The sequence below is a fragment of the Desulfitobacterium chlororespirans DSM 11544 genome (assembly GCF_900143285.1).
GTDB lineage: Bacteria > Bacillota > Desulfitobacteriia > Desulfitobacteriales > Desulfitobacteriaceae > Desulfitobacterium > Desulfitobacterium chlororespirans.
In genome coordinates this window covers 106,700-128,513 of sequence record NZ_FRDN01000014.1, presented here as the reverse complement: position 1 = coordinate 128,513, position 21,814 = coordinate 106,700, and the positions used below count along the sequence as shown (strand labels likewise).

General features: G+C 46.5%; 21 protein-coding genes and 1 riboswitch. Of the genes, 16 read left to right on the top strand and 5 right to left on the bottom strand.

Going from position 1 to position 21,814, the window contains the following annotated elements; genetic code table 11:
- Nucleotides 1–9: 9 nt before the first annotated feature.
- Nucleotides 10–927, top strand: coding sequence for a DMT family transporter (locus BUA14_RS21015; protein WP_072774393.1), 918 nt, complete (start codon nucleotides 10–12; stop codon nucleotides 925–927).
- 143 nt (nucleotides 928–1,070) lie between these two features.
- Entirely contained in the window at nucleotides 1,071–1,667 is a 597-nt protein-coding gene (locus tag BUA14_RS21010; protein ID WP_072774392.1) for a 4Fe-4S dicluster domain-containing protein, read from the top strand.
- A 4-nt stretch (nucleotides 1,668–1,671) separates the two neighbouring features.
- On the opposite strand, the gene BUA14_RS21005 is transcribed toward BUA14_RS21010, so the two are convergent.
- The gene (locus tag BUA14_RS21005) at nucleotides 1,672–2,376 is read right to left on the bottom strand and encodes a Crp/Fnr family transcriptional regulator (RefSeq protein ID WP_072774391.1); all 705 of its coding nucleotides are present in this window, start codon (nucleotides 2,374–2,376) and stop codon (nucleotides 1,672–1,674) included.
- A gap of 133 nt (nucleotides 2,377–2,509) precedes the next feature.
- Nucleotides 2,510–2,662, top strand: a riboswitch (molybdenum cofactor riboswitch).
- On the opposite strand from BUA14_RS21005, the gene BUA14_RS21000 reads away from it, so the two are divergent.
- Nucleotides 2,655–3,677, top strand: a complete 1,023-nt coding sequence (locus tag BUA14_RS21000; RefSeq protein WP_072774390.1) for a molybdopterin-binding protein — start codon at nucleotides 2,655–2,657, stop codon at nucleotides 3,675–3,677. (Overlaps the previous riboswitch by 8 nt.)
- 265 nt (nucleotides 3,678–3,942) lie before the next feature.
- On the opposite strand, the gene BUA14_RS20995 is transcribed toward BUA14_RS21000, so the two are convergent.
- Nucleotides 3,943–5,352 carry a VWA domain-containing protein gene (locus BUA14_RS20995; RefSeq protein WP_072774389.1) on the bottom strand — a complete coding sequence of 470 codons (1,410 nt, stop codon included), beginning with the start codon at nucleotides 5,350–5,352 and terminating at the stop codon, nucleotides 3,943–3,945.
- Nucleotides 5,353–5,366: 14 nt separating this feature from the next.
- Nucleotides 5,367–6,245 (bottom strand): AAA family ATPase, encoded by an 879-nt coding sequence (locus tag BUA14_RS20990; protein WP_072774388.1) that lies wholly within the window; start codon nucleotides 6,243–6,245, stop codon nucleotides 5,367–5,369.
- Between the two features lie 165 nt (nucleotides 6,246–6,410).
- Here BUA14_RS20990 and BUA14_RS20985 point away from each other — a divergent pair, with 165 nt between their 5' ends.
- From BUA14_RS20985 to pyk, 4 genes are all read left to right on the top strand, one after another.
- Nucleotides 6,411–6,803: a NifB/NifX family molybdenum-iron cluster-binding protein gene (locus tag BUA14_RS20985; RefSeq protein ID WP_072774387.1), complete on the top strand. Its 393-nt coding sequence runs from the start codon at nucleotides 6,411–6,413 to the stop codon at nucleotides 6,801–6,803.
- A 490-nt stretch (nucleotides 6,804–7,293) separates the two neighbouring features.
- Complete coding sequence (locus BUA14_RS20975) at nucleotides 7,294–8,394, top strand: PRK06851 family protein (RefSeq protein WP_072774386.1); 1,101 nt, start codon at nucleotides 7,294–7,296, stop codon at nucleotides 8,392–8,394.
- Between the two features lie 146 nt (nucleotides 8,395–8,540).
- The gene (gene gap, locus BUA14_RS20970; protein ID WP_072774385.1) at nucleotides 8,541–9,551 is read left to right on the top strand and encodes a type I glyceraldehyde-3-phosphate dehydrogenase; all 1,011 of its coding nucleotides are present in this window, start codon (nucleotides 8,541–8,543) and stop codon (nucleotides 9,549–9,551) included.
- A gap of 100 nt (nucleotides 9,552–9,651) precedes the next feature.
- Complete coding sequence (gene pyk / locus BUA14_RS20965) at nucleotides 9,652–11,385, top strand: pyruvate kinase (RefSeq protein WP_072774384.1); 1,734 nt, start codon at nucleotides 9,652–9,654, stop codon at nucleotides 11,383–11,385.
- A gap of 150 nt (nucleotides 11,386–11,535) precedes the next feature.
- On the opposite strand, the gene BUA14_RS20960 is transcribed toward pyk, so the two are convergent.
- Together BUA14_RS20960 and BUA14_RS20955 are read right to left on the bottom strand one after the other, a co-directional pair.
- Complete coding sequence (locus BUA14_RS20960) at nucleotides 11,536–11,799, bottom strand: hypothetical protein (protein WP_072774383.1); 264 nt, start codon at nucleotides 11,797–11,799, stop codon at nucleotides 11,536–11,538.
- A gap of 99 nt (nucleotides 11,800–11,898) precedes the next feature.
- Entirely contained in the window at nucleotides 11,899–12,072 is a 174-nt protein-coding gene (locus tag BUA14_RS20955) for a DUF896 domain-containing protein (RefSeq protein ID WP_072774382.1), read from the bottom strand.
- Between the two features lie 92 nt (nucleotides 12,073–12,164).
- Between BUA14_RS20955 and BUA14_RS20950 the strand changes: the two genes are divergently transcribed.
- The 9 genes from BUA14_RS20950 to cybH all read left to right on the top strand — a co-directional run bounded on the left by BUA14_RS20950 (nucleotide 12,165) and on the right by cybH (nucleotide 21,799).
- On the top strand, nucleotides 12,165–13,613 hold the full coding sequence (locus tag BUA14_RS20950; RefSeq protein ID WP_072774381.1) for a M23 family metallopeptidase: 1,449 nt from the start codon (nucleotides 12,165–12,167) through the stop codon (nucleotides 13,611–13,613).
- Nucleotides 13,614–13,939: 326 nt separating this feature from the next.
- Nucleotides 13,940–14,869 carry an AraC family transcriptional regulator gene (locus tag BUA14_RS20945; protein ID WP_072774380.1) on the top strand — a complete coding sequence of 310 codons (930 nt, stop codon included), beginning with the start codon at nucleotides 13,940–13,942 and terminating at the stop codon, nucleotides 14,867–14,869.
- A gap of 278 nt (nucleotides 14,870–15,147) precedes the next feature.
- Nucleotides 15,148–15,597 (top strand): acyl-CoA thioesterase, encoded by a 450-nt coding sequence (locus BUA14_RS20940; RefSeq protein ID WP_072774379.1) that lies wholly within the window; start codon nucleotides 15,148–15,150, stop codon nucleotides 15,595–15,597.
- A 192-nt stretch (nucleotides 15,598–15,789) separates the two neighbouring features.
- Nucleotides 15,790–15,927, top strand: a complete 138-nt coding sequence (locus BUA14_RS28080) for a hypothetical protein (protein ID WP_005811620.1) — start codon at nucleotides 15,790–15,792, stop codon at nucleotides 15,925–15,927.
- A 159-nt stretch (nucleotides 15,928–16,086) separates the two neighbouring features.
- Nucleotides 16,087–16,932, top strand: a complete 846-nt coding sequence (locus BUA14_RS20935) for a DegV family protein (RefSeq protein ID WP_072774378.1) — start codon at nucleotides 16,087–16,089, stop codon at nucleotides 16,930–16,932.
- A gap of 14 nt (nucleotides 16,933–16,946) precedes the next feature.
- On the top strand, nucleotides 16,947–18,218 hold the full coding sequence (locus BUA14_RS20930) for a D-alanyl-D-alanine carboxypeptidase family protein (RefSeq protein ID WP_072774377.1): 1,272 nt from the start codon (nucleotides 16,947–16,949) through the stop codon (nucleotides 18,216–18,218).
- A 235-nt stretch (nucleotides 18,219–18,453) separates the two neighbouring features.
- Complete coding sequence (locus BUA14_RS20925; protein WP_072774376.1) at nucleotides 18,454–19,542, top strand: hydrogenase small subunit; 1,089 nt, start codon at nucleotides 18,454–18,456, stop codon at nucleotides 19,540–19,542.
- Between the two features lie 3 nt (nucleotides 19,543–19,545).
- Complete coding sequence (locus BUA14_RS20920) at nucleotides 19,546–21,102, top strand: nickel-dependent hydrogenase large subunit (protein ID WP_005811612.1); 1,557 nt, start codon at nucleotides 19,546–19,548, stop codon at nucleotides 21,100–21,102.
- Between the two features lie 73 nt (nucleotides 21,103–21,175).
- Entirely contained in the window at nucleotides 21,176–21,799 is a 624-nt protein-coding gene (cybH, locus tag BUA14_RS20915) for a Ni/Fe-hydrogenase, b-type cytochrome subunit (RefSeq protein ID WP_072774375.1), read from the top strand.
- Nucleotides 21,800–21,814 lie beyond the last annotated feature (15 nt).

Genomic DNA, 21,814 nt, shown 5'->3' with positions numbered 1-21,814 from the left:
AGGATTTTCATGGACACAAAGAAAGAGATTCAGGGACATTTGTTGGCATTTATGACGATTTTTATTTGGGGTACAACCTTTATATCCACCAAGTTGCTTTTAGAATCAATAACGCCTGTGGAAATACTCTTCCTAAGGTTTGCGATTGGTTTTCTTGTCTTGCTCCTCGCTTATCCTCACAGGCTCAGGCTCAGGGAACGAAAGCAGGAGCTATATTTTGCCGCTGCCGGTTTATGCGGGGTTACCCTGTATTTCCTGCTCGAAAATATAGCCCTGACCTATACCTTTGCCGCCAATGTAGGGGTAATTGTCGCAATCTCACCGTTTTTTACCGCCCTGTTGGCTCATCTGTTTTTAGAGACAGAGACCTTGCGATTGCGGTTTTTCATGGGTTTCAGCGTTGCGGTTGTCGGGATTATCCTGATCAGCTTTAACGGAAGCAACAACCTGCAACTGAATCCGTTGGGAGATATCCTGGCCGTCTTAGCTGCCGTGGTATGGGCCGCCTATTCTGTTTTGACAAAGAAAATAAGCGGGTTTCACTACAACACCATTCAGGCAACACGGAGAATTTTCTTCTATGGGTTGATGTTTATGATACCCGCTTTAGGCATAGTTGGGTTCAATCCAGACATAACTGAACTAACACGACCGGCTAACCTATTCAATATCCTGTTTTTAGGGTTGGGAGCATCGGCGCTTTGCTTTGTAACCTGGAACTCGGCGGTGAAACTATTGGGTGCAGTGAAAACCAGCGTTTATATTTATCTGGTTCCCGTCATAACCGTTATTACTGCCGTTATTGTGCTGCATGAGGAAATTACCGGAGCTTCAGTATTGGGAATTGTGCTGACATTAACAGGGTTATTGATTTCGGAGAGGAAAGGCAAGCATATCCCTCAGCAGACAGACGCGAGTAAGGCTTAACAACACAAATGATAGTTTAAGCATAGTCAAATGGCTATGCTTTTTATTTGCCGCTATGAATTTGAGAAGTGTGACCCAAAACACAGCACCAGAGCCTGAGAATGGTACAATAGGTTCAAATGATGAGCAATGGAGGAGGCATAATGATCGATCATCCTGGCTTTGTCCTGGAGCATTGTCGGAAAAATTGCGGTAAATCTGCTCAGGACTGGTCTTTATTACACCAGCAGTTAGAGCAGATGTTCAAAGATCTGGATTTATTATCCCATTTGCAGCAGAAGTTTCCGGTGATTCATTATCATCATTTACCGAAGATAAGCATAGCCGGTTGTCCTAACGCTTGTTCCCAGCCTCAAATCAAAGATATCGGTCTGACCGGTTTTCTTATGCCTAAGCTTACAGAGGCAAGGTGTACGGGCTGCCAGGCCTGCTGCCGTTCTTGTCAGGAAGGTGCCTTATCCTGGCAGGGAGAGCTGGAATTTGAACCGACGAAGTGCATTGGCTGCGGGGATTGTGTGCGTTCCTGCCCCACAGGCAAAATCCTTCCCGGGGAATCGGGATGGACTCTTCATCTCGGTGGACGCCTGGGAAGGCATCCCCAATTGGCGCGATTGTCCAGGGAAAAGCTTCAGACTTCTGAACTTCCCCGGATCATTGGCCGCATCCTTGAAGACTATATAGACAATGGCCTGCCTCAGGAAAGGCTTACTCATTTTCTGGACCGTCGACCACATCTGTAAGGTTTTATAAAGAGTTTTGGCGTTCGTGAATCCAGCCCCTCAGCTGGTCTAAATCGCTGATGGTGATTTGTTTTTTCTCCATTTTAAGTATTCCTAAATCCCGCAATTGGCTTAAGATGCGGCTCACGGATTCCCGCGCTAAGCTGCACATTCCCGCCAGCTCGGTAGCGGTAAGAGGAACAGTGATCAGAATTCCCTCAGGGGTCTCCTGGCCGTGGACATGAGCCAGAGCAAAGAGTTTGGCCCCCAGCCGGGAACGAGCATCCCCCAGGGCGATGTTTTTAATTTGCCGGTAGGCTCTGCGGAGATCCAAAGCCATGTTTTGATAAAAAGGCAGGAGGGTGGAAGGATTCTCCTTAAAATACTGGACCAGTGCCTTGCGATCCAAAACGAAAACATCGGAGGCTTCAGCAGTGAGGGCTGCATAAGGATAAGCTTTATTATCTAAAACAACTTCCGGAAAAAACGCGGGCGGCTGCAGAATCCGGAAAATTTTTTCGGTAAATTCACTCATAAGCAGGATTTGAATGCGGCCTTTGAGTAAAAAATAAACTGAATTGCTTTCTTCACCGAAAAAGAAAAGGAATTGCTTTGCCGCATAATGGCGCACCCGCCCGTGAGCAGAACAAAACTCCCAAAATGAATCGGGCAGTTCCTGCCAGTTAGGATTGCTTTTAAATATTTCAAACCCGGTGATATTACTAGCCATACTTCTCTTCCTCTCATAAACTATTGAAGTATATTATGAAGAAAATTCTCTATCCCTTGGCAGAAACCCTTTAAAATTCGAAAAAACCATTTTCTTGAGCAGTGAGACATTCCCTGATCGCTGCTTATGGTTTATAATAGGGAATGGCCGAGCCATATTTCCTACTGACTGAAGCAAGTCTCACGCTATCTACGGAATTTTGGCCGTTTCAGAAATGTCTGAAACCAGGGTGTGCTTAGAAATGAACATGCCTTCCGTAAAGAAAAGGAGGAACCCCTATGCAGAAGATTAAAGTACAGGATGCGATCGGATCGGTGCTTATGCACGATCTGACACAAATTATCCCAGGAAAAACAAAAGACGCCCGCTTTAGAAAGGGGCATGTGATCAAAGAGGAGGATATCCCAACCCTGCTTAGTATGGGAAAAGAGCATATTTTTGTGTGGGATCAGACTCCGGGTCTTATTCACGAAGATGAAGCAGCGGAGCGTCTGGCCAAAGCTGTGGCCGGTCCGGGGCTTTCCTTCAGTGAAACGAAAGAGGGAAAGGTCAATTTGATTGCTGAAGAGGATGGCTTAATCTATGCTTCGGAAGAAGGGATCTATGCCCTGAATTCGTTAGAATATATTATCCTCGCTACTCTTCATAATCATCGCCCGGTGAAGAAAGGGCAGAAGATAGCCGGGACCAGAGTGGTTCCTTTGATGATCGATGAAAATGTCGTGATCGAAGCGGAAGGAATCGCCCGCCGCTTTGGGGAACCCATTCTGCAAATCCGCCCCCTGCAATCCAAAAAGGTTGGGGTGGTGACCACGGGAAGTGAAGTATACCATGGCCGGATCCAGGATAAATTCGGACCGGTTCTTCAGGGAAAAGTGGCCGAATGGGGTTCTGTCCTGCTGGGGCAAACCTTCGCCGACGATGATGTGGAGATGATTCAGGAACGCATCCGCGAGCATATCGAACAAGGCGCGGAAATGGTTCTGGTCACCGGCGGCATGTCCGTGGATCCCGATGATTTAACCCCTACAGCTATCAAAGGTCTGGGTGGAGAGTTGATCACTTATGGTACTCCTGTTCTTCCCGGAGCCATGCTGTTGCTGGCTTACCTGGATGATATCCCGATTCTGGGCTTGCCCGGATGTGTCATGTATTCAAGAAAAACGGTCTTTGATCTGGTGGCCACCCGCATCCTGGCCGGTGAGCGGCTTACCCGCCTGGAAATTGCCAAATACGGTCATGGCGGCTTGTGCCTGGAGTGTCCGGAATGTACCTATCCCCACTGTTCCTTCGGCAAATAAGTGTTAAAGAAAACCCGGCTTCGCCGTGCCTTAAACGCATACTTACGAAGGAGGCGAAGTCGCTGGTTGCCCTTATGCTTAGAAAGTATATAGCGCAAGCTTATACTTTCTGATAGTGCAAGGTAAGGGAGCCTCACCCAACGGCTTTAGGTAATTTAAAGCAGTCGGTGAGGCTCCCTTTTTTACAACCATTGCTCAGCCAAATTACCAACCGGTTGGTAATTTGGCTGAGCAATGGACTGTTGATAAAAGAGCTGGCGCTTCTTCAGGAGAAGACTTTTTTAGAGATTCGCCATAAATCGCTGAGGTTCCGGCAGGGAAAAACCCGGGTGCAATAGTTCCTGTACTCACCCATAAGATTGTCCGGCAAAGTCCAATCCTTTTCAGCCAAGGGGTTCAGCCAGAAGACATGCTTAACCTTCCCTTGGATCTCCTGCAGATAGTCCGCTTGGGCAGGGCGGAAATTGTTGCGGCCATCTCCCATAATCAAGATGGTCCCCCGAGTGGAAAGTGAGGGCAAAACATCCCGGGCAAAGTCTTTAAATACCTTGCCATAATCGGTAAAGCCGGAAGAATGCTTACGGCCCCAGGAACGGATCTCGGCCATGGAGTCACCGCTTGCCAGCCATTCTTCATGGGTGATATCCCAGAGTCCATCAATAAAAAGGTAAAGCCGCACTTTACGAAAGCGGGATTTCATGCGTTGGCATAAGTAGAGAAGGAATTGCGAGAAGGGAGCCACGGAATTGGATACATCGCATAAGACAATGAGCTCGGGATGCTTTAAGGCAGGGGTTTCATACTCGAAGCGAAAGACAGAGCCATTACCCCGCACCATTTCTTTGAGCAAAGAGGAGAGGCGTAGTCTGCCCCGGGGAGCCTTTTTTTTCCGCAAGCCCCGGTGAACGGCCAATTGGTTGCCCATCTGCCGGAGCGCTTGCTGGACCATCCCTTCTTCAGCGGCGGTAAATGAATTCAGGGGCTTAAAGCGCCAATTTATTTCACGGAAGCTGTCCCAGCGGTTTTGCTCGGATAAGCGTTCCTGCCAAAGGACCTGGTGAATCCGGCGCTGCCAGAAGTCCCGATAAGCTTCAAATTTGAGCCACTGATCTTCCGGGACTTCCCCCCGGCCTTTAGCCAGCTCCAAAGAATTGGACCAAGTCAAAAACCCTGACTGTCCCAGGATGAATCTGACCTGCTTTCCCAAATCGAGTTCCTGTGTTTCTTCTTCCTCGATGGTACTGGGGAACCCTTTAAGGCCCATCAAATAGTGGAGATCCGGCATTTGAAAGGAAATTGCCCGGGATGGAGAGGACTCTTCCGCTGATTTAAGGTGCAGGGTGATTCCTCCTTGCCCGGTACCGATGCCCTGATGGGAGCCATCCCCAGCCTCCTCTTGATCTGAGCCTGTACATTGCCCCGGGGCGGTAGGTTCTGAATCCGGAGAGGAGGATGGAGCTGAAGCCAAGAGTTCATAGATCATGTCGAAAAGCGGCTGATCTTCTTGGCGATGGATGAAGAGAGATTTAAGCACGAGCTTAGGTGCCAGGTCCGGGTACCGGGTTAAGGCCTTTAAAGCATCCTGAACCTCGTCCAGCGTGATATCGATGCCCACTGAGCGCAGTGCCGAGATAAGCTTCAGCAGCTGCCAGCCGTTGATCGTTAATTCGTTCATGACTGCACCCCGTCCTAGGCCTGGGTTCTTCTGGCAGCTTCCTGTTGCCAGGCTTTTAAACGATCCTCAAGTTTCGCCAAATCACTGGGATATTTTAAAAGTATGGATAGGGTACCTGACAATTGCTGCATATCGAGGGAGTCCTGGCGCAGAATATGGAGGGCACGGGCAAAGTCCATGCTTTCGGAGACACTGGGCAATTTGCGCAAAGGGATCTTGCGGATTTTGGCCACAAATTCACAGACATCCTGAATTAAGGCCGCGGCAATTTCCGGACACCGCTGAGCGAGAATCCTCATTTCCTGTTCCACATCGGGATAAGCTAAAAGCAGATGAACACATCGCCTTCTTAAAGCTTCGGAAAGATCCCGGGTGTTGTTGCTGGTTAAGAGGACTATGGGGGAATTTTGGGCTTTAAAGGTTCCTACATCCGGGATGGTGACTTGAAATTCGGCAAGCAGCTCCAGCAAAAAGCTTTCAAATTCTTCATCGCTTTTGTCCAGTTCATCAATTAAAAGAATAACAGGCTCTTCCGCAAGCACAGTTTGCAGCAAAGGCCTGGCCAATAAAAACTCCGGCCCATAAATATTCTCCTTAATCTCTTCCCAGCCGGAGATTCCCACCTGCAGGCGCAGCAATTGTTTGGCATAGTCCCATTCGTAAAGGGCTTTGTTTAAATCCAGCCCTTCATAGCACTGGAGGCGGATCAGTCTGCAGCCGGTGCTGCGCGCCAGGGCCAGGGCCAGCTGAGTTTTGCCGACTCCCGCCGGTCCTTCAATAAGACAGGGCTTGTGAAGGGCCAGGGCCAAAAATAAAGTGGTCCCTTTATCCTGATCAAGGATATAACCTTCCTGTTCCAAAGCATTCATTAATTCATGAGGAGATTCCCACATTATGAATCCTCCCTTCCAGACTTTACTAGAATTTTACACGCTTTATCAAAGATTGACAATTGCAAATAAGGGAGTTAGGATAAGCTTGACATCCCCCGGTATTCTGTAACACTTAAACTATTGAGGGGTTATCTAACATACATATCGAAAGGCAGGTAGAATTTCATGAACAAAAAAATTGCCATCCCTACAGAAGGGGAGAAGGTTAATGCTCATTTTGGCCGCAGTCAGGCCTTTACCCTTTTCCTCATTGAAGAGGGTAAGGTGTCCGGTCAGGAACGGATTGACACGGCTGATTTCCAGCACCAGCATGAAGGAATCGCCCAGCTTCTCAAGTCAAAAGGCGTGGAAGCTGTTATCTGTGGCGGGATTGGCCCCGGAGCCATCACCGGTTTGGAAAATGCCGGAATAGAGGTGTTAAGAGGAGCCAATGGCCCGGCTTTGGAGGCAGCTCAATCTTATGGGGCAGGGACCTTCGTCTCCACCAATGCTGTCTGCAATCATAGTCATGACCACGATCACCACGGTCACGGTCATGATCACCATCATCATCATTAATGAGATTAATCTTTAACTTTAGGTAACTGCATATTGATCAGCAAATTAACTCAGAATAAATCATGGGTGCTCAAACTATAGCGTAGAAAGGGCGGATTACGGCATGGGAAAACATAAAAAAGTCTCACGTCCAAAATCTCCTGTTACCGTGAGAGACCCCCATTATCAGGAGTATGATAAGCAAAAAGAGCGGAACATCTACGACTACAAAGGATACAGGCATCCGTAAACCATGGGAGGGGACAGTCCAACTGTTCCCTCTTTTTTTCACTGTTAGAAAGTATAACTTCGTTTATACTTTCCTCCAGCATAAGTGCAACCAATGATTTCGCCTTTCTGGATGCGTGATTAAAAGGCAAACAAGCGGGTCGGCAGTGTCTTCGGGTGAAACCGGGTTTTCTATACATTCGACAGGGATTTTCGTCACGCTTGAACCTGTTCATGAATATACTTAGTGTTGCAGGAATATAGCATGGAAAGGGGAGTCCTTATGGCCAAGAATCCAGTTATTAGAAAAATGTTCCCCGGTGGTGTTACTTATCTTGGTTTTTACTCCTATTATCATTACCTGGCGGACGCTACCGCCCGGCATATCTATGTGATCAAGGGTGGCCCAGGTGTGGGAAAATCGACCTTCATGAAAAAAATTGGGGAAGAAATGCTCAAAGCAGGTTTTGATCTGGAGTATCATTGTTGTTCCTCCGATAATCAGTCCATAGACGGTATTGTTATTCCGGAGCTGGGGATTGCTTTACTGGACGGTACTGCTCCCCATGTGGTGGACCCCAAGATCCCCGGTGCAGTTGACGAGATCATTAATCTGGGCGAATACTGGGATGAATCCTTGATCCGGCCTTACAAAAAAGAGATTATTGCTTGCAGTCAGGAGATCAGCGGCTGCTTTGAAAGCGCTTATTTTGCCTTGAAGGATGCCAAAAACGCCATGGATGAGTGGGAATTCTATATTAAGCCCTATCAGGATTGGCAAACGATCAATCAAATCTACCTTAAAACGAAGCATGAGCTTTTTAAAACCCCGTCAAGCCAAGGCACCGGCAAAACCCGTCATTTATTTGCCTGGGCTCATACTCCTCAAGGCAGAACCCAACATATTGACAGCCTTATTCAAGGCATGGATTTTCTGTATTCTTTAAAGGGGCAGGCCGGAACAGGAAAATCGACCCTTTTGGCACGCCTGGCCGAGGAGGCTGAAGTTCTCAATTATGATCTGGAAATCTATCATAATGCCCTTGAGCCGGATAAGATCGATCTGCTCCTTATTCCTGAGCTGTATACTGCTTTGGTGATCTCTTCAGAGCATTATCCCTATCATCCGGAATTCAGCGGTACCCATCATGCGCTTGATTTCGACAGTGGCCTTGATAGAACAGGATTGGTCAGCACCTTAGAGTTTATTGATTCGTGCCGAAGCAGGGTTGAAGAGAGCATACTGCGGGCCCAATCCCACTCGCAAAGGGCCAAAACCCTCCATGATCAACTGGAAGAATATTATATCCCAGCCATGGATTTTGAGGCTATAGATGAGAAACGCCGTTCTATTTTAAAGTCGATCATGGAAAATTATTCATAAAGTCTGGACCATAGACATTTTATCAGGTATTCTATAGATAAGGGGCAAGACTTACTAATGCAGAGCAACAGGCTGTGCAATTTTTTTATCTTGCTGGGGAACTATAACTTGGATATGAAGGTTGATTTTAAGGAGGGTTTTCCTGAATGAGTGTGCGAATTGCAATTAACGGCTTTGGGCGAATCGGTCGGCTTTCCATGCGGGCAATCCTGGAACGAAAAAGTTCCCTGGACATTGTTGCTGTTAATGATCTGGGGAGTCCGGATCTGTTAGGTCATTTATTCAAGTATGATTCAATTCACGATATCCTGCCTTATGATGTTGAGGTAAAAGAAAATACTCTTGAAGTTTTGGACCAAAAGGTGACTTTTTTGGCGGAAAAAGATCCCGGGAAACTTCCCTGGCGGGAGCTGGGGGTAGATCTGGTGATTGAAGCTACGGGACGCTTTACCAAGCGGGAGCAAGCGGCGTTGCATCTCCAGGCCGGAGCGAAAAAGGTGATCATTTCCGCTCCGGGAAAAGACGAAGATATCACGATTGTCATGGGGGTAAACGAACAGCTCTATAACCCCGCTGAGCACCATATCCTCTCCAATGCCTCCTGTACCACCAATGGTTTGGCTCCCCTGGCCAAAGTTTTACTCGAAGAATTTGGGATCGAGCAGGGCATGATGACCACCACCCATTCGGTGACCAATGACCAACGGATTCTGGATTTGGAGCATAAGGATTGGCGGCGGGCCCGGGCGGCTTACGAATCGATGATTCCTACAACCACAGGGGCTACCAAGGCGGTGGAACTGGTGCTTCCCGACTTAAAGGGCAAGCTCAAAGGATTAGCGGTGAGGGTTCCTACCCCTAATGTTTCGCTTATTGATTTTGTGGCTAATTTAAGCCGTTCCACCACCAAGGAAGAAGTAAATCAAAAACTTAAGGAAGCCGCCGAGGGAAGCCTCAAAGGCTACCTGGCTTATTCCGAGCTGCCTTTAGTTTCCCACGACTTTAATGGCAACCCTCACAGTGCTATTGTTGACGGGCTGTCTACGCTGATGCTGGGAGAGCGCATGGTCAAGGTCCTGGCCTGGTATGACAACGAGTGGGGATACTCCAATCGGATTGTGGACTTGGCCGAATACATCGCCGGCCAAGGACTATAAGAAGCCTCTATCTTTTTGTGGAAAAGAATAGTAAACTTTTTATGATGGTTTTTTATAGCAGATTTCTGACATTCTACAAAATAAACGACGGAGGTAATCTATGCGCCGCACCAAAATAGTATGCACCATCGGACCGTCCAGTGAATCCAATGAGAAGATTCGCCAATTACTTAAGGCCGGCATGAATGTAGCCCGTTTAAATTTCTCCCATGGAAACCACAGTGAGCATGGCAAGCGAATGCGCACCTTAAGAGAAGAAGCACAGAAACTCGGTGTTCATTTGGGGATTCTTCTGGATACCAAAGGCCCGGAAATCAGAACGGGAACGGTTCCGGAGGAGGGAGTTCAATTAAACAGCGGTGATACATTTATTCTTGATACCGATCTATCGACTCTGGGGTCCGCGGAGCGAGTGGGTATAACCTACCTTCAGCTTTGGCAGGAGGTTCATCAAGGTACGCATATCCTTCTTGATGATGGGCTCATCGACCTTGAAGTCATTGCCAGCGAAGAAGGAAAGATCATCACCAAAATCCAAAATGGCGGAGTTCTTAAATCGAAAAAAGGGGTCAATGTGCCGGGCGTTCCGATTCAGCTGCCGGCGATTACGGAAAAAGATCGTGATGATATTATCTTTGGCTTAAGAGAAGGAATCGACTTTATTGCTGCTTCTTTTGCCCGCAAAGCTGCCGATATTTTGGCCGTAAGGCGTTTGGTGGAGGAAGAAGGAGCCAATGTCAAGATTATCGCTAAGATTGAAAACCGCGAAGGTATCGAGCATTTAGATGAGATCCTGGAGGTTGCCGACGGACTGATGGTAGCCCGCGGGGATCTGGGAGTGGAGGTGCCTGTAGAAGAGGTCCCCATTCATCAAAAAGACATGATTGAAAAATGCCATCGTTTGGGTAAACCCGTCATCGTGGCTACACAGATGCTGGATTCCATGATCCGCAACCCGCGGCCGACCCGGGCGGAAGCCAGTGATGTGGCTAATGCCATTTTAGACGGTACCGATGCCATAATGCTTTCCGGGGAGACGGCTGCCGGACAGTATCCGGTGGAAGCTGTCGAGATGATGAATAAGATAGCTCTGCAGATCGAAAAGCATTATGAGCCGCGGAAGATTTATGAGCCCCATATCAACATTGCCGAAGCGATCAGCCATGCCAGCTATACCGTAGCCAGAGATCTGGAAGCGGCCGCCATTCTTACTCCTACTCATTCCGGGTTGACGGCCCGCATGATCTCGAAGTACCGTCCCACCTCCCTGATTATTGCTGCCACACCTTTTGTTCATGTAGCCCGCCAACTCTCTTTGACCTGGGGCATTTATCCTTTGCTGATTCCCGAGAGCTTAGGCACGGACCAGCTCTTATCTGTTTCTGTGAATGAGGCGATTTCCCATCACCTGATTAAGACCGGTGATGTGGTTGTCATTACCGCAGGCGTTCCCGTTGGTAAAGTAGGGACCACCAATATCATCAAAGTCCAGGTCATCGGAGATGTGATCGCTAAAGGAACGGGGATTGGGCGCAAAGCTTATTCCGGAACGGCACGGATAGCCACTCCGGCTGCCCAAGAGCTTTTTCAAAAAGGAGACATCCTGGTAGCGCCTTATACCGATAAAGAGCTGGTCCCCTTAATCGCTAAAGCCGGGGCAATTCTGGTGGAAGAAGGGGGACTTACCTCCCATGGGGCCATCGCCGCCTTAAACTATGGCATTCCGGCTATTGTCGGTGCCGCCGATGTGCTGATGAAGGTTAAGGATGGGCAAGTGCTGACTGTGGATGCTTTGGCAGGTGTGGTTTATGAGGGCACCGTCAGTATTATCTAGTCAGATCGCAGCAACTCAAACCAGGTAAGCTGCAACTCAAATCAGGTAATCTATACAAATGCTCCCTCAAGGCCGCTGTTTTGTCAAACAGCTGACCTGGAGGGAGCATCGTTGATCGGGAAGGGCTTCCTGTTGTATAGATGTCGGGTGCTATAGATGCCGATTGCTTTCCTGCACTTCTTCAGTGTTGCCCCCGGCATTGGGAGTCTGCGTATCCACGGTATCCTGATCGATAGTGCTTTGTGTGCGTTCATTCAGTATTTCAATCATCCCTGCATCGCTCAATTCCCCGGCGATTTCAAAGAGTGAGTCCTTTTGATCGGGAGCCAGCTGATTAACAAAGCGGTTGATTTTGACTGGAGGCACAAGATTACGAAATTTTACTCCACCATATTTCATGACTCGTTCCGGCAAAGACAATCCCTCCTCAAGAAAGCATAATCATGTGTTTAGAATTAGTATGCTTGCTTGAAGATTTATCATACGTTGGCGAGAAAAAACAATCCGGTCCCCTTAGGATTTTTCAACCTTTACCTGACTGAGAGTATCAATAACCTGGCCGCGAATAAAGCCCAGATACTCCTGCCGAAGAGCTTCCTGCTCAGCCTTTTCCCATTCTTCCAAGCCAATTGTTCTCTGCTTCCGTGAAAGCTCATTAATGCGCTCAATAAGAGTATTGATTTCCATGGTTGTAACTCCTTTTTCTTTTCAACCCTCAGCCAAGGGCAAGATAATTTTCTTTAATCGTGGCGATTCTATGATATAATATTTAATGAGACTTGTCCAATTGGAAAGGGGGCTTAGACGGTATTAGTCAGAGCATAAAAGAGAACCTGACTAAGGTGTTGGGAAGGTTTTCTGAGTCAAAGGTAGCTTGGGAATTCCCTAAAATCGTCCTTGGGGTGATGGGACTGATGGTAGTGTTAGGTGGCAGCCTTTATTACAGCCAGACAACCACGGCAGCCGCATTGATGCTTAATGGTCAGGAAATTGGGTATGTAGCATCCCCGGACGCAGGCAAACAATTGATGGATTCTGTCCTTGTTTCCCAAGGGGACTCCTCAGGTCTTGTTGCAAAGACTCATGATCAAATTGAGTTCCAGGATACGCGGATCAGGAAAGGGACTCTTCAGGAGAACTCTGTAACAGAAGCTAAGCTGAACAATTTAATAAGTACATATTTTGAAGGAGTGCAATTTTCTATCGAAGATGCTCCTATAGCAATCCTGCCCAGTGAAGACGATTTCCAGAAGATTCTCCAATCTTATCAGGAAATCTATGCCAAACCCAGTGAGAATAATACCATCACTTCCGTAGAATTCAAAGAACTGATTTCCTCTCAGCCTGTGGAAGTGCAGCGGGTGGAATTTAGTTCGCCGGAGATGGTTCTGGAAACCTTAACGAAAGGGCATGAAGCCAGAGCAGAGTATGTGGTTCAACCCAATGACTCCTGGTGGCTTATCGCCCGCAAAAACGATATGCTGACCAAGGAAGTATTGGCCGGGAATCCAGGTATGGATGAGGATAAGACTCTTCAGGTTGGTGAAAAAATAGACTTGGTCAAAGTGACCCCTTATCTCACCGTAGTAAGTAAGGGGATCTATACAGGTACGGAGACGATTCCCTTTGATGTTGAATCGAAAACCGATTATAGTTTGCCCAGCGGTTCTTCAGTGGTTCGCCAGGAGGGAAGCGATGGCAGCAAAAAGGTCACCTATTCCTATGTTCAGGAAAATGGCAAGAACATAGAAAAAGAAGTGTTGGAAGAAAAAATCATCCAACAGCCGGTGACTCAAGTGATTGCCAAAGGCCCCACTTACGCATCGACCAATGTGGCCCTTTCCCGCGGGGGCGGAAAAGTCAGCGGCTTGGGTTGGCCACTAAGAGGAGGACTTAACTCCTATTACGGCTACCGCTGGGGAAGTTTTCATACCGGTTTGGATATTGGCGGCGATACAGGACAGCCTTTTGTGGCTGCAGCCGGTGGCACAGTATCCTCTGTGGGCTGGAGCGGCGGCTATGGCAATATGATTCTGATCGATCATGGCAATGGTGTGGCTACCCGTTATGCCCATGCCTCCAAAGTAAGCGTCTCCAATGGACAACAAATAAGCAAAGGGGAGTCCATAGGCCTTGTGGGCTCAACCGGCCGATCAACAGGACCTCATTTGCACTTTGAAGTAATCATTAATGGCGATACAGTCAATCCTCTTAACTATTTACCGTAAAAATAGTATGAAAAGCGAACTATTCACATAAACACTGGACTTATCACACTTTATCAAGGATAAAACAAGCCGATTTACCACTAATTTACTACTTGTGAATGGCTTTGCTACGACGATTTTTCCTTGAAAAGTGAGGAAACAAAGATACTTCCAATAAAAATTGAATATGTAAAAGGTAGACACTTCAAAAATGAGGTGTCTATTTTTTTACCCAATTCTGGAATAAATCATTGGGTATTCATACTTAGCAAAACGGGAACAGCTTCTTTTATATATTACTGTTATAATAAAGCAATCCTATGGGAGAAAGGCACAGGTGCTGGGCATTGAATTATAGGAATGAAGTTGAAAAATGTATTGAATTCATTGAAGACCATATAAAAGAAGATATTACTATTGAAGAAATCGCCAATCAATCAGGGTATTCTCTTTACCATTTTTGTAGAGTTTTTAGTCTATGCAAGGGTATATCTGTTATGGAATACATACGAGGACGCAGGTTAGCTTTAGCAGCAACAGAATTATTCAAGGGCAGAAAAATTATTGATATTGCTTTTGATTATGGATTTGAAACACCCAGCGGATTTGCTAAAGCTTTTCGTAAAGCTTATGGTCATAGTCCCACACAGTATATGATGCGGATGGCTCAATATGCTGATACAAAAACAACATTTGAAATTGGAGGTTATATTATGAAGCCTGTTATTGTTAAAAGACCTGCATTTAAAGTTGCTGGTTATGGAATCAAAACCAATATTACCGGGGTTACCTATACAAAAGATGTCGCATCTTACTGGAGCAATTATGAAGGCGAAAATTTAGAAAGTAAAATGTACAAAATTTTAAATCCGGCTGAACACGGTGAAGTGGGATTGTGTATTCCGTTATCTGAAGATGGAAATGTAATATATCTTTTAGGTGTAATTGTTGATGACTTTTCAAAGGTAGAGGAAGATATGCTGACAGTAGAGGTTCCGGAGGCGGAGTATGCAGTTTTTACAACGGTTCCTGTGGATACTTCAAATGACAAAGAACAAATTGAGTTTGCAGAGATTATTGCAAGTACATGGAAATATATTTTTGAAGATTGGTTTAAAGACAGTGAGTATATTTACGATGAAAGTAAAATTGATTTTGAATTCTACGATGAACGTTGTCATCACAGAAAAGATACCGTTATGGATATTTATATTCCCATTAGAAAAGGATTAAAAGTAGATGGATTTGACACTTTTGAGGCTGTGGCTATTAGGTAAAAATAATACTTTCAGAATCCTGAAAAAACTTTGAACAAAAATAGCATTCTATGGTAAAATAAAAAATAGAATGCTATTTTTATAGTAAACAAAAAGCGCCATGGGGGCGCTTTTTGTTTACATCACAGCCCAGCCGGGATGAGGTTCTTGAGAAAGTGCGCCGCCTCTGCCGTCGCCGCAAGGGTCAGGAAAGGCTGTCCTGAAAAAAATCAAAAAAGCCCCTAAGCGTTGTAAACCCAATTAAAGATAAGAATAGAGAGTATTAAGGAGGACGTGTTATGTTTTTAACCCATCAGACTCCGGTACGAGTCCGTTATGCTGAAACAGATCAAATGGGCGTCGTCTATCATTCCAATTATTTCATCTGGTTTGAGATAGGCCGGGCCGAACTGCTGCGCAATGCCGGACTAGCCTATACCACATTTGAAGAACAAGGCCTGGCCGTTGCGGTGGTTGATGCCGGCTGCCGTTATCGCCGCCCGGCACTCTATGATGATCAGTTGGTCATTGAAACAAGTCTGGAAAGCTTTTCCTCGCGCAAACTCACTTTTACCTACAAAGTGCTTAGAGACGACATCTTGTTAGCCGAAGGAACAACGATTCATGTCTTTGTGGATCGCACAGGGAGAAGCACCGATGCCCGGAATTATCCCATCTGGAAAGAATTTGAAGAGATTATCAACGAAAACAAAGAGAGCGAAAGGGCAGAGACAGGAGCGCAGGTTTAATTCTATCTACCGCTTAGTTGAGGGGCATCGTCACTACTTCAGTATAGGTAGCGACGGTGCCCCTTTTAAGCCACGCGGTTAGAAAAAGGCCAGGAAATTCTCTCCGTTCAGGATGAGGATATTGAAATAGTTAAAGAATTATGGTATTATGTATACACAATACAATGTGCTAATAAGCAAGGAGGGATTTCCATGTTTCTGGTCACATGGATAGAAGCGGAAGAAATCAATTATCGTTTGGTTAAGAAACATGAACTCTCACAGTTTATTTCGACACATCTCATTACTCCTTTGGATAATCATCTGATGGTTCAGGAATTAATTGTCTAGTGAGTATTTAAAATGGAATATTGTGCATAAAATAGGATAAGCCCACGTAAATGTGGGCTTTTTTGTATAATAAAGTATTAGCAAAGAATAAGATACAAAGCAGGAAAAGCCCTTAATTTTCACGAATAATATTTACTTAGTACTAAAGGAGGTAAAGATATGAGTTATATAGTCCTTGTCGACAGTTCCTGTGATTTGCCAAGAGACTTAAGCCAAAGAGAAGGCATTGTGGTCGTTCCCATGCCTGTTAGCATAGAAGGAAAAACATATTCTGAAGGAATTGATATTTTCCCAGATGAGTTTTATCCTCGGTTTTCTGATTTCAAGGAACTGCCGAAAACATCGCAGCCGAATCCGGGGACGCTCAAAGATGCCTATGAAGAAATCCTGGCCCAGGGGCATGAAGTGGTGGCCATTCATCTTTCGTCAGGTTTGAGTTCGACCTTCAGTACGGCCCAGATGGTTCGCGAGATGTGCTCTCAGCCGGAAAAGATACATGTTATCGATAGTTTAGGGGCATCCTTAGGTTACGGGCTATTGGCTCTGGCGGCCAATCGGCTTGTGAAAAAAGCAAATTCCTGGGAAGAAGCTGAAGCACAAATTTTCCAGGTACGCCGGCAAATGCGGTATGTTTTTACTCCCGATACTTTGGATTATCTTGTCAAAGGCGGCCGGGTCAGCAAGACGGCCGGTTTTATCGGCGGCTTACTGGATGTCAAGCCTATTCTCAATATTACTCCCGAGGGCCGCATCGAGCCTCTGACCAAAGTGCGTTCCCGGAAAGCTGCTCTGCGCAAATTGGTTGAATTGATTCAAGAAGAAATTCGTCATCCGGAAGAGCAGGAGATCGGTATTTCTCAGGCGGCGTGTCTGGAGGAAGCCAGGGCACTGGCTGAGGAAATTAAAATGAAAGTACCTGTCAAGGATGTTATCATTAGTGATATAGGTTGTGTGGTAGGAAGCCATACCGGTCCTGGTACTATCGCATTATTCTACCAACGCTAATAGGGGGAACATCATTGAAACGCATAATTGCTCTTATCACCTTATTATTATATTTTTTCATCTTTGTCCCGGCTCTGACGGCGGCGCCTGAAACACAAGCAGCAGCCCCTCCGGAAATCAGCGGGGAAGCCGCCTACCTGATCGATGTGCAATCAGGACAGACATTGTATAGTAAAAACGGTGATCAGCTTATGGCTCCTGCCAGTACGACTAAAATCATGACAGGGCTTTTAGGGATAGAATTGGGGAATCCTGAGGATATCGTTACTGCCAGTGAAACTATGTTGGATTATACAACAGTTTATGGGACACGGATTTATTTGGAACCCGGGGAGCAGCTTTCTCTGGAGGATATGCTTTACGCACTCCTGCTCAATTCAGCCAATGATGCCGCAGTAGCCATCGCCGAGCATATCAGCGGCAATACCTCCGCTTTTGTCAGCTTAATGAATCAGAGGGCCGCAGACCTGGGGCTGAAAAATACCACCTTTAAAAATCCCAGCGGCTTGAATGAAGAAGGGCATTTAACCACAGCCCATGATCTGGCCCGCATTGCTCAAGCTGCTTATGCCAATCCAGTGTTTAGGGATTATATAAAAACCAAGTCCCATGTTATTCCCAGGGCAAAAGAAAATGTACCCATCGAAATGATCAATGAAAATAAGCTCCTGTGGCGTGATGATACGATTACAGGAATGAAAACGGGATATACCTCCGTCGCCCAAAATTGTTTGGTCGCCTCAGCATCCCGGGACGGCCGTGATGTGATTGGGGTGATTCTCAAATCTCCCGGCCGGGAAATCTACACAGATATGCAGGCTTTATTGGACTATGGATTTGAACAGTTTGAGAACACTCTCTATAAAGGAGTGGGGGACTCTTTGGGTCAGCTGGAAATTCAAGGTCAGCCGGTTAATCTCCTCACCGATCAAGTCCTGTGGATTACGCAAAAAAAGGATAACACCTTACCCCAGCCGCGCATCAACATTCTGCCTATAGATGGGGAATTGGCAGAAGTTGCAGAGGGACAAGTTCTTACCCGCCTTGAGGTGTGGGAAGATGAAGAATGTTTAAGAGTCGTTCCTTTAGCCGCGGATCGGAATATCATAACTGAAGCCGCCGTTGAAAAAAAATCCTATGCTTTATTCACCGGTTTGGGACTCATGGTCAGCGGGGTTATACTTTACGGAGCAGTGCAGCAAAGAAAACATGCGGAACGGAGAAGAGAGCGGGCTAAACTGCGGCAAGACAGAATTCATGATGCTAATCGATGCCAACGCCGATGAGAGTATTTCAAAAAATGAGATACTCTCATTTTTTGTCAACTAAAAAGGCACATGATATTTAGAAATGTTCGTGAAAGAACTTGCAAATTTTCGTGAATATTTTAACTTAGTCTGAAAAATCTAAAAATTATAGCAAACTTTGCAGGATTTTATGCGGTGATACCGAATATAGATTTTTATAGATTAGAAACCCTACAGATTCTGAGGTCTACAAGGGGTATATGGAGGTATTGTAATGGGAAAATCAGATTTTCTTCAAGCCCGTGGAATCAGTCGTCGTGACTTCATGAAGCTTATGGCCGCCACAACCGCAGCTCTCGGCCTGCCTGAAGTCCTGGCTCCGCAAGCGGCAAAAGCTGTGGAAGCAGCAATGGAAAAACCCCCTGTCATTTGGCTGCATGGTATGGAATGTACTGGCTGCAGTGAATCCTTACTGGCAACGCTTAATCCCAGTATCGAATCATTAGTACTTGATACTCTTTCCATTCGATACCATGAGACCATTATGGCTGCATCCGGCCATGTCGCAGAACAAGCTTATCAAGATACTCTTGATGAGAAGTTTGTGCTTGTCGTGGAAGGTTCTATTCCGGCGTCGGAAGCAACCGATTCGTACTGTATGGTGGGAGGGAAGCCTTTCCGGGAAACAGTGCTGGAAGCCGCTGCAAAAGCCCAGGCGGTTATTGCAGTTGGAAGCTGCGCCACCGACGGGGCTGGGATCCCTGGTGCATGTGATATTAAGCCCATTGGCGTCAGAGAGCTTTTGCAAAAGCACAATGTAGCTACTCCTGTGATCAATCTTCCCTGCTGCCCAGTCAAACCCAATACTCTGATTGGCACAATTGTTTATTATCTGACCTTTAGCGCGGTTCCTGAACTTGATGAGCAAGCACGCCCACTGATTTACTACGGAAAGCTGCTTCATGACAACTGTCCCCGCCGTGGTCAGTTTGAAGCCGGAAATTTCTTGGCCGATTGGAATGATCCTGCTCAAAAGGATTATTGTCTGCTCCTTAAAGGGTGCAAAGGACCGAAAACCTATACGGATTGCGCCCAAGTCTGGTGGAATGACAATGCGAATTTCTGCATCAACGCCGGTTCCCCTTGTTCCGGATGTTCGGAATCCGGTTTCTATGGACAATTCAGTCCTCTTTACGCTAAACAAGAAAACTTCTCCTTGCCGGGACTCGGTCAGATTCATGCTGATACCGTTGGCAAAGTTGTAGGTGGGGCAACTGTCGTAGGGCTTGGTGCACACCTGATCGCCACGGTTGCCAGCGGCAGACTAAAAAATAATGACTCGGAGCAGAAGAAGGAGGACTAAGAGATGGGTAAAGTAGTTATCGATCCTGTGACTCGAATTGAGGGTCACTTAAAAGTAGAAGTAGAAGTTACCAATGGTGTGGTTACGGATGCGAAATCAATCGGCACTATGTATCGCGGCTTTGAACCCCTGTTAAGAGGAAGGGATCCCCGGGATGCCACTTATGTCACGGAGAGAACCTGTGGTGTATGTGCGGGATCTCATGGATGGGCATCTTCCTTGGCCTTGGATCAAGCCTTTGGAGCAAAAGTCCCCACGGGGGGCCGGCTGATCCGCAATCTGATGATCGGTGCCATGTGGCTCCATGACCATCCGCTGCATTTTTATCATCTAAGCGCTTTGGATTATTTGGATATTACGGCGGTAGCAAAATATCAAGGACAAGATCCCGGCCTTTTGCGTGTTAAAGACAAAATCAGCAAATTGATTGCGGCTGGGGATACAGCTCCTCTGACACCACGCTACGAACCTGATGCGTTTTGTGTCAATGATCCTGAACTTGTTACTCTCGCTGTTTCCCACTATCTGCATGCTTTAAATATGCAGGCGAAAGCCAAAAAGATGTCGGCTTTGTTCGCCGGCAAACAGCCTCACCAATCTTCCATCGTAGCAGGCGGCGTAACCATGCTGCCCAATATTGAAGTGGTGGAACAATTCCGTTCCATGCTGCTGGAGCAAATCGATTATCTTGAGAATATCTATTTGCAGGATGTACTAACCTTTGGAACCGGCCCCTTACTGCCCCTTGCTCAAGCCGGAGTTGGCGGCGGCTATGGCAACTTCCTCGCTTACGGCGGATTTGGCCTGGATGATGAAGGTAAAGACTTTCTCTTTAAACAGGGAATTGTCTTGGACGGCAACCTCAGCAATGTGATGCCTGTGGATCAAAGCAAGATTACTGAAGGAGTAACTCATGCTTGGTATAAGGATAATCCTAATGGGGATCATCCCTATGATTCGGATACGGTTCCCGATCTGGCCAAAAAAGATGCCTATTCCTTTGTTAAAGCTCCCCGCTATGATGGGAAACCTATTGAGGTTGGCCCCTTAGCCCGAATGCTGGTTATGCAGCCTCAAGGGCTGATGGATATCATTGCCAAATACAACATTAAACCAGGTGCTGTGGCCCGTCACGCTGCCCGTGCTTTTGAAACGGTCATTCTGGCTAAAGAAATGATCAATTGGGTTAACCAGCTGGAAGCAGAAATGGGCAAAGGCCTGAGAATTCATGATACCGAGCACTGGAATCCACCGGCAACAGGGCAAGGTATTGGGTTGACGGAAGTTCCCCGCGGCGCCTTAGGCCATTGGATTAAAATCAAGGATCATGTTACCGAAAACTATCAGATGGTCGTTCCTACTACTTGGAATTTCTCACCTAAAGACGCCCAGGGAAATTATGGCCCCCTTGAAAAAGCTCTGATCGGTGTGCCTATTCCTGATGAGAACAATCCGATTAATATTGTGCGGGTTATCCGTTCCTATGACCCTTGCCTGGCTTGTGCTATTCATCTTATTGATCCCCAAACCAATGAAATCCGCAAATTTAAAGTCAACTGATTTTTTCCGCTGACGGCTCATGAGGATTTAATGAAGGGATCAATAGAAATGGAATAGAAAGCGAGGGAAAACTATGGCGAATCCAGCCGACCATCCGTTGTCTCACCGGATCACCCATTGGATTAATCTGATCAATTTCATAGCCTTGATTATTACCGGCATGATGATTCATTCTCCCTATCAGGGGATGCCGATGAATCTTGTCCGCAATATCCACTTTATCTTTATGTTTAGTTTAATTTTCACCGGTATCGTGCGTTTCTATATCTCTTTTTTCACCAAGCAGCGGGATTACCGGAAATTTCTTATTGATTCCCATGATATCAAGACCTTCATTCCCCAGGTTAAGTATTACTTGTTCTTGCAGAAGGACCATCCTGTTAACCCCAATCCCTATAATCCTTTGCAGAAGCTTGCTTATATCGGTCTGCCTATTCTGGCTGTGCTGCAAATCCTTACGGGGGTACTTCTTTATCTGCCCACGGTCTTTCCCGGTTTAGAAGCCACCCTGGGCGGTCTGGCAGCTATTCGTGGCTTCCACTATGTGATTACCTGGCTGTTCATTGCCATTATTGCAGTTCATGTCTACATGGTATTCACGGAAGCCGTGGATCAATTCTGGTATATGTTTTTCGGCAAAACCCGCAAGAAAGATCAAGCCCCGCATTCTGATAAGGCGACCACAGCCCGCTCTTAACCCTGCCCTTGACGG